Raw genomic sequence first — 14,381 nt, 5'->3', positions numbered from 1 at the left:
ATTGTAATTATTTAGAAGGGAAATGTGCTATTTTAGTAGAATAATTTACCAAGGGTCAATCTTCTTGCAGATAGGGCGGTGAGTTGTCACAGGTATTGCAGTACTTGTCATAGCAGGACCCAAGCGATTGGTGAGGTACTTTCATATTGAGAAGGAGGGGCATAGCCTTGAATAAACGATTGATATCCATATTGTTAAGTATCCTTATGACTTTTTCTATCATCATGCCAGCGGCCGGAGCCGCTCCTGTAGGTGTTCAGCTTGAGAACTCGTTAAGCAAGGGCGAAGCCACACAATGGAGAGAGATTCTTGCCCAGCGGGAAGGAAAGCTTGCAGCAGATCCATTTTTGGACAAGAGCCTGGAAGGTCTTGGGGGAGAGAAAACAAGAGTAATTGTTGAGCTCTCCAATAAACCAGTTGCAGTTGCTCAAGGCGAATCTACCCTCTCTGGAAAATCTTTTACCTCCTCTATGGAAACAAAGGCTGTGACTCAAGTCGAGCAACAACAACAGTCATTTGTACATAGCCTCACTCAGAATAAAATCAAACACGAAGTATTGGAAAATTACACATATGCCCTGAATGGTGTAGCCATCGAACTTAAGGGCAACCAATTGGGACAGTTGCTTCGCATTCCGGGCGTAGTCAGTGTATACCCTGACCTTGAAATTACCGTAGCCCCGGAAACAGATGAAGTGAACCCTTATATGAAAGATACTGCACCATTTATTGGCGCCCCTGAAGTATGGAATCTGGGTTACAAAGGAAAAGGCGTCAAAGTTGGTGTTATTGATACAGGAATCGATTATGAACATCCTAATTTGCAAGACGCCTACAAAGGTGGTTGGGATTTCGTTGCAAATGACAATGATCCTTATGAGACAACACGTGAAGAATGGAAAGTATCTGGCGCACCTGAATTTAATGCCAATGGAAGCGCCTATTACACATCCCACGGTACTCATGTAGCCGGTACCATTGCTGCTCGTGAAGCAGGGGACTACGGCATTGTCGGCGTTGCACCCGAAGCTGACATCTATGCCTATCGTGTGCTTGGGCCCTACGGAAGTGGTCAAACTTCATGGGTGCTTGGTGGAATTGACCGTTCCGTTGCCGATGGTATGGACGTGATCAATCTCTCGTTGGGTAACGCTGCCAATGATCCAAGTTATATCACTTCAGTTGCACTTAATAATGCCATGCTGTCTGGCGTGACTGCAGTTGTGGCAAGCGGAAATGATGGTCCAAATCGTTATACATTAGGTTCTCCAGGAGCATCTGCTATGGCCATCACTGTAGGTAACTCCACAGGGCCTAGCCAGAGTATAACAGCCAACACTCATTTCTGGATTGGTGAGGAAGGTGAAGGTACGCTACCTGAAGAACAACCTGTCCCTGAGGTTGAGCCGTCTCCTGAACTGGGTACAGCACCGGGTACGGATACGTCTGAAGTTCCGACTCAAGGCGAACCATCAACCACATCGGAAGACGCGACAAGCGAAGAAGCTTCATCAACAAACGAAGCTGCATTGTCTGAATCAGCATCTGACGATGCTACAGATTTAGATGTGGAAGCCAGCCAGTCAGAAGAGAGTGTTCAGCCAGCATCGCCTTCGGCACCAGTCGAAACCTCTCCAGAGGTTGCACCTGTGAAAGAAGAGCCTGCGATTGCTCCAACTGAAACGGAGCAAAATCCATTGGCTGTTACTGAGTCGGTGTACCGACTTGATGTAATGGGCTGGAGTCTTTCAGCTGATCCCGAATCGGTTTTGACGGATCAATATGATCTTTTATTTGCAGGGTTGGGTAAACCGACCGACTTTGAAGGCAAGGATTTTACAGGAAAAGTGGCTTTTGTGCAGCGCGGTGAGTTGGCATTTGTGGAGAAAGTAGCTAATGCCAAAGCTGCTGGTGCAGTTGCTATTATCGTATATAACAATATTCCAGGCCCGATCGGCGTAAGTTTGGGAGATAATTTTGAACTTATTCCAACCTTGAGCATGTCGAAGGAAGATGGAGAAAGTATCAAGGCTGAACTGGATGCCGGTCAACGTGTTGAAGTAAGCTTCAGTGACTTCATTAAAGGTCAAACGGCTGGCGATGAAATGAATGCATCCAGCTCCCGCGGACCAGCCAAGGTGACTCTGGATATCAAACCGGATGTAGTTGCACCGGGGACCAGCATTCTGTCTACAGTTCCTGCCTATGGCAAGGACGAGCCTGGAGCAGATTATTCACAGGCTTATGATCGTAAATCAGGTACAAGTATGGCTACACCTCATGTTGCCGGACTGGTTGCCCTGTTGATTGAGAAGCACAGTGACTGGACACCATTTGATATTAAAGTTGCACTCATGAACAATAGTAAAGTGCTCGACACAACAAAATATGATGTGTTTGATCAAGGTGCAGGACGTATTCAAGCAGTAAAAACGATTGATCCTGCTGCATTTGTTAAAGTATTGGACGTAACGAAGTACACAGAGAATGGTGTGGCTGTTGAGAAGCCTAATGTTACAGGTAGTGTCAATTTCGGCAACTTCCTGAGCACGGACGAAAAAACAGTCAGCAAAACAATCAAAGTGGAGTCGCAGAATGGCAGTGGTGGAAACTACACTGTAAGCGTGAATCCAACACGTACGGTACCTGGTGTATCCGTTGCGGTGGACAAGAGCTCTTTTACACTGAATGGTGAGGAAGAGTTGCAGGTTACCATTACAGTTCCAAAAGGTGTTACTGCGGTAACAGAAGCGCAAGGATACCTTCAGTTGTCTAATGGAACGGACACATTTACGGTTCCGTATGTCGCACATTTCAACCTTACCCTTGCAGGCGTTAAATACATTGAGACTGTCAAAGGTACAGAGAAGAACCCATTCCATTATCCATTGAAGTCGGATGGTACCCTGGATACACTTAATGTAGCTATGGAATTCTACAATCCGATGAATTTTGCCCTTATTGAGATCTTTGATGGCCTTAACCCTGAGGGGGGCTATTATGGTGATGGATATATTGGATCTATTTTTGGGAACTACTACAATTTCGCTGCCAACACAAGATATACTCTGGCTTGGGATGGACAGTATGCTGACTACACTACCGACGAGGTAACGACAATTCCAGATGGTCTTTATACGGTTGACATCACTACAATCGGTGTGGATGGCAAAACGTATATCGAAGATACTTCTCCATTCTTGGTGAAAAAAGCAGCGCCGGTTGTAACAGCACCGGATAAGTTGGAATTCATGCAAGATGAATCTGTTGTTATTGATGGCAGCGTGGATGATTTGTACTTCCGTGTTGCTCCTTCACTTAAAGAGAACTGGAACATTGAGTTTGATCCAGCGGCTGCCTTGAAAGCAACGTACGTCCTGAAAAAAGAGGATGGTTCGATTTACAAGGAGGGTGTATTTGAAGTAAAACCTGATGGTAGCTTCACACTTCCTTTAGAAGGCATCCAAGCAGGTGAATATGCTGTTGAACTTACGGTAAAAGACCAACAAGGGCTTTCTGGTAAAGCCACTACGGCCCTGAGTTTGAAATCCAAGGAGACTGAGCCGGAAACTCCAGCTGTCAAAGCGCCTGGAACACCTGTGTTGTCTCATAATAATTGGGTTGGTAATGGCCTGAGCGAAGGCTCATATATCGTTACCATGAACCTGTGGTGGGGCGAGAACGCCACCAGCTACAAACTTTATGAGGACGGGGTTTTGATCGATACGCAGAAGTTGACCTACAATGCGCCTCTGGCACAGTTTGCCCAAACGAAGATCACAGGCAAAGCCAACGGCACCTATACGTACGTAGCCGAGCTAACGAACGACAAAGGGACCACGCGGAGTCAGACACTGACAGTCAAGGTTACCAACGCATCGCCAGGCAAAGCAGTTCTCTCTCAAGATAACTGGGATGGCGACGGCAATTATAAGGTTACTATGAACTTGTGGTGGGGAACCAATGCCACGGAATACCGGCTCTACGAAAATGATAAGTTGATCGACACCCAAGCACTCAAGGCGGTTACGCCTAATGCGCAAAGTGCTGTTACTTCGCTGACTGGGCGCGCTTCGGGTACGTATACGTACCGGGCTGAGTTGTTCAACGCAGCTGGTGTCACCAGCACGGACAAGATCACGGTAAAAGTGAAGTAAGTTCTTCGGCACTAATTTATTGAAGGAATTGTTTTTCGTATATGCGGTCTTCATCCTGAACTCACGGGATGGAGGCCGTTTTATTTTGTTTTTCTGTCTTGTGATGGATGACTGCTCGTGGTCCTGTTAATTTGTAATTGAACATAGTTCGTATGAAAGTGCGTCATAAATAAAACGCTCCCCTTAGGAGGAGGACAGGTTTTGTTAGCCTGTCACCACCATAAGGAGAGCGTAAGTTAAAAGTCTCGTATATGATCAGAAGTTATCCTTTTATTGAAACTAACCGATCACTCGATTCTTGCTGGCCTTGATACCTGCGATCAGCAAAACAACCGCAAGGATAACCTGTACCAGCAGGGGAAGGGTCCATCCTTGTGTCCAATCATGAAGCACGCCGAACAGCAAAGGTCCGACCGCCGCCAGCATGTATCCTAAGGATTGAGCCATACCTGAGAGACCAGCAGCCTGTCTTGCATCGGACGTACGCAGTACAAAAAACATGGTTACAAGCCCGAACGAAGCCCCGGCTCCAACGCCGGCCAAAGCAACACCGACGGTTACGAGAGAGGGAATGCCGCTTAAAAGGAATGCATATCCCAGAATCAGACATGAGCCAGTAATTGCTGTCAGCTTACGTTGGTCCTTCATTCGTCCAGCGAGAATGGGAACGATGAACGTTACCGGAACGCTAACCATTTGCATCAGGGATAACATCCAGCCCGCTGAAGAGGAACTGAAACCCTGATCAGATAGAACCTCGGGCAGCCAGGTAATTGTCGTGTAAAAAATTAAAGATTGCAGTCCCATGAACAACGTAACATGCCAGGCTAAGGAAGAGGAAATAAGACGAACCGGCTTCGCTTCTGTTCTCGAAGCCACATAAACTTCGCCGCGACGTCCAGAACGGACGTGAGGCAGCCAGAGAATCAGGGCTAGAATGGACAGTATAGCCCACATGCCCAGTGAAGCGTGCCATCCCATGGAAGTTAAACCTGCAGCAGGAACACTGATTCCTGAAGCGATGGCGCCCCATATATTCATGGATACGGAATAGAGACCGGTAACAAGTCCCACTCGCAATGGGAAATCCCGTTTAATTAGACTTGGCAGCAATACATTGCTTAGGGCAATGCCACATCCAAGAATCGCTGTTCCTGCAAAGAGAACGGGAACAGAGGGCATAAACCTTAGGGATACACCTATGGTCACGAGAATTATGGCGGTTAACAGAGCGGTTTCTAGTCCGAATCTTCGCGCCAATTGTGGAGCGAACGGAGAAATTGCCGCGAAGGCAAGCAAAGGAAGAGAAGTAAGCAAGCCTGCCATTGTATGACTTATTCCTGTATCTGTACGGATCAGTTCCACAATTGGACCTGTTGCCGTAATAGGTGAACGCATTGTTGCTGCGATAACGATAATGCCTGCCAGCAAAAGCCCAAGTTTCATGGATGCTGACGATGAATTATCGATTGCAGAGCGGTCAGGTGAGTTTTGATGTAAAGATGATGGCATGGTAAATCTCCTATAGTTTATTTGTCTAATATGTATGCATTGATACATACCTATACATAAACAAGCATAACATCCCGTGTCAACATCAGGCGATTAACGTATTCAACCATCCCTAGAACGCAAAAAAAAGCTTCCCGAAGGAAGCTTTTTTTCTTACGTCCCAGGAGGGATACTCTCCTTGCCGTCGAGACTGCGAGGTAGTGCTCCCGAAGCTTATGCTCCGACGAACCAATGGGGTTCTCATCCCCAGAACGCAAAAAAAGCTTCCCGAAGGAAGCTTTTTTTAATACGTCCCAGGAGGGATACTCTCCTTGCCGTCGAGACTGCGAAGTAGTGCTTCCTCCGAAGCTTATGCTCCGACGAACCATTGGGGTTCTCATCCCTAGAACACAAAAAAGCTTCCCGAAGGAAGCTTTTTTTAATACGTCCCAGGAGGGATACTCTCCTTGCCGTCGAGACTGCGAAGTAGTGCTCCCGAAGCTTATGCTCCGACGAACCATTGGGGTTCTCATCCCTAGAACGCAAAAAAGCTTCCCGAAGGAAGCTTTTTTTAATACGTCCCAGGAGGGATTCGAACCCCCGACCGACGCCTTAGAAGGGCGTTGCTCTATCCAGCTGAGCTACTGAGACATGAAATTTTTCAAGCAAAATTGATTTTATCATAAATAATGATGAATATCAAACATTTTATTTTAAACTATTTTTCGTATATGATATTTGGCGGCGGTAACGTTTTTTTCATTATAATTAAGGTTATGTTAGAATATCAGAAGAACTCAAAAAATAGATCGACTTTCGTTTAATATACATCTATTTATGGTTGATTGCGACTGGAGATTCAGGATACAGAGGAGGTGCTCCTATTAAGGAATCCACGACCCCGGAAACCGAGCACAGTAACAATATCGTGCTGTTTCCTAAGACGCTGGACTATTACCAGATTCAATTGACGGTTATGCTAGAAAATGAACGATATGGTGAAGCGATGGACCTGCTTCGCTTTTTGCTGCAATGCCAAGGGCAGGAAGAAAGACATTACGACGAATGGCGAGCCTTGCTCGAATGGCTTGAAGCTGCTTTCCCTCATTATGGGGAAGATTTGCCCGAGATTCGTGAAGAGCGTGAGGAAGAGGACATTAGTGAAGAGGACATGGCACGCCAACATGCCCGGTCCAAGCTCGAGCAGGATGACGGCTATGCGGATAAACTGCTTCGTACCGTGATGGAGGAACCTTTATCTGAACAAACGATGCTGGCGCTGGAGCAGCTTGCGTATCTCGAACGACCAGAAATTGATGATTCGCTTACCGGTTGGCTCAAAGACAAGACACTGCATCCATTGCTTCAGTTCCGTGTGCTTCAAACATTACGTCGCCGAGGTGTCCAAGGCAATATTGCGTTTACTCGAGGGGAAGAGCCGGTTGAAGTGGAAATTGATACCGTTCCGCTTAGACCTGAGGATTTCCCGATTCAGATCGTTCAGATTCTTGAAAGAGTGGCAGATCAGACGGAGGTTCATGAACCTACGCTCTTTTATTTTGCACAAGAACTGTGGATTCAATATGTCATGGCCGTGTACGGAACCCGTGATTACATGTCCATGCTGGAAGAAAATGATTCCATGACAGATATCTGGGCAGCCGCTCTACATATGACCGTAGCAGACAGTCTGGGCGGTTCGCATGACGAGGAAGATACTCGCTCAATGTATGCTGTGACAGGGGCGATGCGCTTTCGTCTGGAGCAAGCATATCGATCGATGAAGCAGTTTGTTTCTGCCGGTTTGGACGGTCAATAGGAGCCGGAAACGTTTTCCTCAAACCGTATCAAGGGATTCCCCTTGAAAAAGAATCTAATCTTGTTTATACTAAAATGGTTATTTTGTACGTGATTGCCTACGTGAACATGTGAATTTTGGAGGGGAAAGTATACAATGAAAGCAACTTGGGAAAAGATAGAGAAGAACCTTGGGGTTCTTGAGGTTGAAGTGGGTGCAGATCGTGTAACTGCAGCACTCGACAAAGCTTTTAATAAAGTAGTTAAACAAGCAAACGTACCTGGATTCCGTAAAGGTAAAGTTCCACGTCCAATTTTCGAAGCTCGTTTTGGTGTGGAAAGCTTGTATCAAGAAGCAATCGACATTTTGCTTCCTGAAGCTTACACAGAAGCAATCGACCAAACGGACATCTTCCCGGTTGATCGTCCTGATGTAGATATCGAACAATTCGCTAAAGGACAAGTTTTCAAGTTCAAAGCGAAAGTAACCGTTAAACCTGAAGTTACACTGGGTGACTACAAAGGCGTTGAAGTTGCTGTAGCCAAACATGAAGTAACTGATGTTGAAGTGACTGAAGAGCTCGAGCGTCTTCAACAACGTCACGCAGAACTCGTTGTTATCGACGAAGGTGCTGCACAAAACGGCGACGTTGCTGTAATCGACTTTGACGGTTCCGTTGATGGTGTACCGTTCGAAGGCGGACAAGCTGAACGTTATTCCCTGGAACTTGGTTCCAACACGTTCATCCCAGGATTTGAAGAGCAGGTTGTGGGTCTATCCACAGGCGACTTCAAAGACGTTGAAGTGACTTTCCCAGAGAGCTACCATGCAGCTGAACTGGCTGGCAAACAAGCGGTATTCAAAGTGAAAGTACATGAAATCAAACGTAAACAGCTTCCTGAGCTGGATGATGAATTTGCTAAAGATGTTAGTGAATTCGATACGCTTGAAGAGTACAAAGCTGATCTGAAAAAACAATTGGAATCCCGTAAAGCAGACGAAGCCAAAGCAGCTCAAGAAAATGCTGTTGTAGAAAAAGTGGCTGAAAATGCTGAAGTGGACATTCCTTCTGCAATGGTTGAGAGCGAAGTACAAAACATGATGCGTGATTTCGACAACCGTCTGCGCAACCAAGGTATGAACCTGGAAATGTTCCTGAGCTTCTCTGGTCAAACACAAGCTGACCTGAGAGGACAAATGCAGGAAGATGCTTCCAAACGTGTTCGTAACAACTTGGTTCTTGAAGCAGTTGGTAAAGCGGAGAACATCGAAGTGTCTGACGAAGAAGTTAACCAAGAACTCGAAAAAATGGCTGAGTCTTACAAGCGTCCTGCTGAAGAGATTCGTGGCATTCTCGAGGGTAATGGTTCCCTGGACAGCCTTCGTGATGAAGTGAAACTGCGTAAAACGATCGATGTTCTCGTTGAGAACAGCAAAGTCGTTGAAGCTGTTGAAGCTCCAGCTGAAGAAGTTGCTGCAGAAGCTGACGAAAAATAAGACAAGCTGTTATGTAATGAACAGCTGAATAAACGATAAGGCACGTGAATCATTGCGTGCCTTATTTTTAAATTATGGCATCCATTTTATAGAGGATTCAGTAATAATATGGATGGGGATTGCTGCGGTATTGGTTATGCATATCCAACGTGCTATGGTTCTCCTGCAAATAAAAAAAAGGTGAAACGGCATAGGATTGCTCCGATTTGCACATACATAGAAAACATGGTTAAATATGATCAGGCTAAAAAGTAAACTCACCCCGTCTTGACACCACTTGTGAAAAATGACATTGTCACAGGAACGTGTTAGAATGAATTTGGGTTTGCTTTACAGGTAGCCTATGTCTAATTACATGTAGAAAAGAGGTTGGTCTCATGAGTCTGGTGCCAATGGTTGTAGAACAAACCAATCGAGGCGAGCGTTCTTACGATATATATTCGCGTTTGCTGAAGGATCGCATTATTTTTCTAACCAGTGCGATTGATGACGATGTAGCCAATCTTGTCATAGCTCAGCTTTTGTTTTTGGCAGCCGACGATCCTGAGAAGGATATCAGCTTGTACATTAATTCACCTGGTGGTTCTGTCACCGCAGGGATGGGTATATACGATACGATGCAATATATCAAGCCGGATGTATCGACCATTTGCGTAGGTATGGCAGCAAGCATGGGCTCGTTATTGCTGACAGCCGGTGCTCCTGGCAAACGATATGCGCTGACAAACAGCGAAGTGATGATTCATCAGCCGCTTGGCGGCGTTCAAGGACAGGCTGCGGATATCAAAATTCACGCAGAATGGATTATTAAAACACGTCAGAAACTGAATCAAATATACGTCGATCGTACAGGTCAACCCCTTGAGAAAATCGAGCGGGACACAGACCGTGACTTTTTCATGAGTGCTGAAGAAGCCAAAACGTACGGCATTATTGACCAGGTGCTCAGCAGACCGATCAATTCCTAAAGGGGTGGTTTCATGTTTAAATTTAACGATGAGAAAGGGCAATTGAAATGCTCTTTTTGCGGTAAATCTCAGGAACAGGTGCGCAAGCTGGTCGCTGGACCGGGCGTTTACATTTGTGATGAATGTATCGAACTGTGCACTGAAATCGTAGAGGAAGAGCTCGGTCATGACGAAGAACTGGACCTCAAAGATATTCCAAAACCGAAAGAAATCCGCGATATTCTTGACCAGTACGTTATTGGACAGGATCAGGCTAAGAAGTCTTTGTCTGTAGCGGTTTACAATCACTATAAACGGATCAACACGCAAAGCAAGATTGAGGACGTTGAATTGCAAAAAAGTAACATTTTGCTGTTAGGGCCTACGGGTTCTGGTAAAACGTTGCTTGCGCAAACGATGGCCAAAATCCTTAATGTTCCTTTTGCTATTGCTGATGCAACTTCATTGACGGAAGCAGGTTATGTCGGCGAAGATGTAGAGAACATTCTGCTCAAGCTGATTCAAGCTGCTGATTATGATGTGGAAAAAGCAGAGCGCGGCATTATTTATATCGATGAAATTGATAAAGTAGCGCGTAAATCCGAGAACCCATCCATTACACGTGATGTATCGGGTGAAGGTGTTCAACAGGCGCTCCTGAAAATTCTGGAAGGAACTGTTGCTTCTGTACCACCACAAGGTGGTCGTAAGCATCCACATCAGGAATTCATCCAGATCGATACTACGAACATACTCTTCATTTGCGGCGGTGCCTTCGATGGTCTGGAGCAAATGATCAAACGCCGGATCGGTAAAAAAGTCATTGGCTTTAACACCGTTGCGGAACAAAAAGATCTTAAACCAGGTGAATATCTGGGTATGGTATTGCCGGAAGACTTGCTGAAATTCGGTCTGATTCCGGAATTTGTAGGCCGTTTGCCAGTTATCTCCACTTTGGAGCCGCTGGACGAAGACACATTGGTACGGATTCTTTCCGAGCCAAAAAATGCGCTTACGAAACAATACCAAAAACTGCTTGAGCTGGATAATGTAAATCTGGTGTTCGAACCAGGAGCATTGCTTGCGATTGCGAAGGAAGCCATTAAACGTAACACGGGTGCACGTGGACTGCGTGCAATTATCGAGGGCATTATGCTTGAGATTATGTATGAAGTACCTTCCCGTGATGATGTTACGAACTGTGTCATTACCGAAGAGGTCGTTGAGAAGAGAGTCGTGCCTGAACTGAGCCAATCCAAGGACGACAAGCAGGAAGAAAGTGCCTAACTAAAGGGTAATATTCCGTTTCAACACTGAAATATAGACTTGTCAGTTCTCCACTCCTGGCAGAAGGCGAATTCATGTCTCTGTCAGGGTGGAGCTTTGACGTTGTGGGGAGAGAAATCACTCATGTTTTTAAGACAAGATACACGACCCGTAAAAGTGGGAAACTTAACGATTGGTGGCAGCAACGAGGTCATCATCCAGAGCATGTGTACAACGAAAACGGCAGACGTTGAGGCAACCGTGGCAGAGATTTTGCGTTTGGAAGAAGCAGGCTGCCAAGTAGTGCGTGTAACGGTGAACAATGAGGAAGCTGCCGCAGCCATCAAGGAAATCAAGAAACGGATTCATATTCCGCTCGTAGCGGATATCCATTTTAATTATAAACTGGCGCTCCTTGCGATTGAGAACGGCATCGATAAAGTACGGATTAATCCCGGCAATATCGGTAAACGATCCAAAGTGGAAGAAGTGGTCAAGGCTTGTAAAGAGAAAGGTATTCCGATTCGCATCGGGGTAAATGCGGGTTCGCTTGAAAACCATTTGCTTGAGAAATATGGGTATCCAACGGCTGATGCTATGGTAGAAAGTGCATTGTATCACATTGGTATTCTGGAAGAGCTTGACTTCCATGATATCATTGTATCCCTCAAAGCTTCGGATGTACCGATGGCGATTGAAGCGTATACCAAAGCGGCTCAAATCATCAAATATCCTTTGCATCTGGGCATTACTGAGGCGGGGACGTTGTTCTCTGGTACAATCAAAAGCTCGGCCGGTATGGGTGCTTTGTTATCCATGGGTATTGGCTCAACGATGCGGATATCGCTTAGTGCGGACCCGGTTGAAGAGATCAAGGTTGCGCGTGACTTGCTCAAAACCTTTGGTCTGATTTCCAATGCAGCTACGCTGATTTCATGCCCTACCTGTGGACGTTTGGATATCGATCTGTTCTCTATTGCAAATGAAGTGGAAGAGTATATCTCCAAGCTCAAGGTGCCGATCAAAGTATCCGTGCTGGGTTGTGCCGTTAACGGCCCGGGTGAAGCCAAGGAAGCGGATATCGGTATTGCCGGTGCACGCGGAGAAGGCTTGTTGTTCCGTCATGGTAAAATGATCCGTAAAGTGCCGGAAGAGATCATGGTTGAGGAATTGAAAAAAGAGATCGACAAAATCGTGGAGTCCTATGAAACGACAGGAGTTATTCCTGGCCGCTCGCACTGATTGATTTATATAACGTTTTGCAACAGTCCGTCAGCAATGACGGGCTGTTTTTTTTCTCAAACATACAATTTCCTGATTACCCGTTTACGTCTCGGTGAAAAGGCTATACTACCAAGTATTAGCATGATCTCATATGAGAATAGGGATAGAACAGGAGGATGTTGAGACATGGAATTTGGTATGGTCATAATGATGATTCAGTTATTTTTTGGTGTGGTGATCGGTTTGTATTTCTGGAATTTGCTTCGTGGCCAGAAAACAAATCGCAGCGCGGTGGAGCGTGAATCCCGCAAGGAACTGGAGAAGCTGCGCAAGCTGCGCTCCATTTCACTCACCAAGCCTCTGGCAGAGAAGACACGTCCGGCAACCATTAATGATATTGTAGGGCAAAAAGACGGACTCCGCGCCCTTAAAGCCGCGCTATGCAGTGCTAATCCACAGCATGTCATTATATATGGCCCACCAGGGGTCGGGAAAACAGCTGCGGCAAGGGTGGTATTGGAAGAAGCCAAAAAGAATCCGTCCTCTCCTTTCAAGGCCGATGCCAAATTCACGGAACTCGATGCCACGACGGCGCGTTTTGATGAACGGGGTATTGCTGACCCTTTGATTGGTTCAGTGCATGATCCGATCTATCAAGGAGCAGGAGCGATGGGCGTAGCAGGCATTCCACAGCCAAAACCCGGTGCGGTTACAAAAGCGCATGGGGGGATGCTTTTTATTGATGAGATCGGAGAACTGCATTCTATTCAGATGAATAAACTGCTGAAAGTATTGGAGGACCGCAAGGTCTTTTTGGAAAGTGCGTACTATAACTCGGAAGACACGCATACTCCTGCTTATATCCACGATATTTTTCAAAATGGTCTGCCAGCCGATTTTCGTCTAGTCGGAGCGACAACTCGTTCGCCCCATGAACTGCCTCCAGCCTTGCGCTCGCGGTGCATGGAGGTCTATTTCCGTCCATTGCTGCCCGAAGAGATTGGGCAAATTGCGGAAGATGCCATTCAGAAAATCGGATTCAGTCCATGTCCAGAAGCAGTTGATGTGGTTAAGCGCTATGCAACCAATGGCCGTGAAGCGGTCAATATTATTCAGCTCGCTGCTGGGCTGGCTTTGACTGAAAAACGTGAAACGCTGCAGGCGTCGGATGTGGAATGGGTCGCTGGCAGCAGCCAGATTCAGCCCCGGCCAGATCGCAAGGTGCCTTTGCGACCACAGATCGGTTTTGTGAATGGCTTGGCCGTATATGGACCGAACATGGGCACCATTCTGGAGATCGAAGTATCCGCTGTTCCGGCTCTTCGAGATCAGGGACGGATTAACATCACGGGAGTTGTGGATGAGGAAGAGATTGGAGGCGGTTCACGCACACTCCGGCGAAAAAGCATGGCTAAAGGCTCGGTTGAAAATGTGTTAACCGTATTAAAGGCCATGGGTATTCGTCCTAACGACTATGATTTACACGTCAACTTCCCAGGTGGAACGCCAATTGATGGTCCATCTGCCGGGATTGCTATGGCGACAGCCATTACATCAGCTATTCAGGGGCGTCCGATTGACCATGAGACAGCGATGACTGGCGAGATCAGTATTCATGGCCGGGTAAAACCGATCGGTGGTGTACTCGCCAAAGTAGAGGCTGCATTCCAGGCCGGTGCTAAGACAGTCATTATTCCGGCAGAGAACTGGCAGTCCATCTTTGAAAATCTGGATGGCTTACGTGTTATCCCGGTCGATACTGTTGAAGATGTATTCCGAGAAGTATTTGACTGGGTGCCTAATGAGGAGCAAGCGAAACAAATCAACCTTGCGGAGGAGGCAGGGACACCTGCACCGGAGATTTTCCCACCGGCATCCGCATCCTATTTACGTGCTGACTTGCCTCGTCCAGGACAGGTTACAGATTCGGGAAGCTGCTAAGCGCTTCCCTTCATTGGTTTTTTATGTGAACATTTGATAGAATAATGAATGACTACAACC

At 46.4% G+C, this 14,381-nt stretch carries 8 protein-coding genes and 1 tRNA gene; 7 read left to right on the top strand and 2 right to left on the bottom strand.

What is annotated here, in order from left to right:
- Positions 1-167 precede the first annotated feature (167 nt).
- Complete coding sequence (locus BMY78_RS26995) at positions 168-4,157, top strand: S8 family serine peptidase (protein WP_090904397.1); 3,990 nt, start codon at positions 168-170, stop codon at positions 4,155-4,157.
- A gap of 279 nt (positions 4,158-4,436) precedes the next feature.
- Here BMY78_RS26995 and BMY78_RS26990 read toward each other — a convergent pair whose 3' ends face one another.
- Together BMY78_RS26990 and BMY78_RS26980 are read right to left on the bottom strand one after the other, a co-directional pair.
- Positions 4,437-5,669 (bottom strand): CynX/NimT family MFS transporter, encoded by a 1,233-nt coding sequence (locus tag BMY78_RS26990; RefSeq protein WP_090904396.1) that lies wholly within the window; start codon positions 5,667-5,669, stop codon positions 4,437-4,439.
- A 556-nt stretch (positions 5,670-6,225) separates the two neighbouring features.
- Positions 6,226-6,299, bottom strand: a tRNA-Arg gene (locus BMY78_RS26980).
- A gap of 325 nt (positions 6,300-6,624) precedes the next feature.
- On the opposite strand from BMY78_RS26980, the gene BMY78_RS26975 reads away from it, so the two are divergent.
- The 6 genes from BMY78_RS26975 (at position 6,625) to lonB (ending at position 14,321) form a co-directional block, all read left to right on the top strand.
- Positions 6,625-7,467 (top strand): hypothetical protein, encoded by an 843-nt coding sequence (locus tag BMY78_RS26975; RefSeq protein WP_090904570.1) that lies wholly within the window; start codon positions 6,625-6,627, stop codon positions 7,465-7,467.
- A 135-nt stretch (positions 7,468-7,602) separates the two neighbouring features.
- Positions 7,603-8,943 carry a trigger factor gene (gene tig / locus BMY78_RS26970; RefSeq protein WP_090904394.1) on the top strand — a complete coding sequence of 447 codons (1,341 nt, stop codon included), beginning with the start codon at positions 7,603-7,605 and terminating at the stop codon, positions 8,941-8,943.
- A gap of 377 nt (positions 8,944-9,320) precedes the next feature.
- A complete protein-coding gene (gene clpP / locus BMY78_RS26965; protein WP_024633993.1) occupies positions 9,321-9,911 on the top strand; it encodes an ATP-dependent Clp endopeptidase proteolytic subunit ClpP in 591 nt (196 codons plus the stop codon).
- Positions 9,912-9,923: 12 nt separating this feature from the next.
- Positions 9,924-11,177 carry an ATP-dependent protease ATP-binding subunit ClpX gene (gene clpX / locus BMY78_RS26960; RefSeq protein ID WP_063566713.1) on the top strand — a complete coding sequence of 418 codons (1,254 nt, stop codon included), beginning with the start codon at positions 9,924-9,926 and terminating at the stop codon, positions 11,175-11,177.
- 123 nt (positions 11,178-11,300) lie between these two features.
- A complete protein-coding gene (ispG, locus tag BMY78_RS26955) occupies positions 11,301-12,398 on the top strand; it encodes a flavodoxin-dependent (E)-4-hydroxy-3-methylbut-2-enyl-diphosphate synthase (RefSeq protein WP_090904393.1) in 1,098 nt (365 codons plus the stop codon).
- A gap of 168 nt (positions 12,399-12,566) precedes the next feature.
- On the top strand, positions 12,567-14,321 hold the full coding sequence (gene lonB / locus BMY78_RS26950; RefSeq protein WP_090904392.1) for an ATP-dependent protease LonB: 1,755 nt from the start codon (positions 12,567-12,569) through the stop codon (positions 14,319-14,321).
- Positions 14,322-14,381 lie beyond the last annotated feature (60 nt).

Source organism: Paenibacillus sp. OK076, assembly GCF_900110055.1.
Lineage (GTDB): Bacteria > Bacillota > Bacilli > Paenibacillales > Paenibacillaceae > Paenibacillus.
The sequence above is the reverse complement of the archived record's forward strand: the minus strand, read 5'-3'. Positions and strand labels throughout refer to the sequence as shown.

Excerpts from the sequence above, each read along its gene's own strand:
- BMY78_RS26990 (WP_090904396.1), bottom strand. The coding sequence starts at position 5,669 with ATGCCATCATCTTTACATCAAAACTCACCTGACCGCTCTGCAATCGAT.
- BMY78_RS26975 (WP_090904570.1), top strand. The coding sequence starts at position 6,625 with ATGCTAGAAAATGAACGATATGGTGAAGCGATGGACCTGCTTCGCTTT.
- tig (WP_090904394.1), top strand. The coding sequence starts at position 7,603 with ATGAAAGCAACTTGGGAAAAGATAGAGAAGAACCTTGGGGTTCTTGAG.
- clpP (WP_024633993.1), top strand. The coding sequence starts at position 9,321 with ATGAGTCTGGTGCCAATGGTTGTAGAACAAACCAATCGAGGCGAGCGT.
- clpX (WP_063566713.1), top strand. The coding sequence starts at position 9,924 with ATGTTTAAATTTAACGATGAGAAAGGGCAATTGAAATGCTCTTTTTGC.
- ispG (WP_090904393.1), top strand. The coding sequence starts at position 11,301 with ATGTTTTTAAGACAAGATACACGACCCGTAAAAGTGGGAAACTTAACG.
- lonB (WP_090904392.1), top strand. The coding sequence starts at position 12,567 with ATGGAATTTGGTATGGTCATAATGATGATTCAGTTATTTTTTGGTGTG.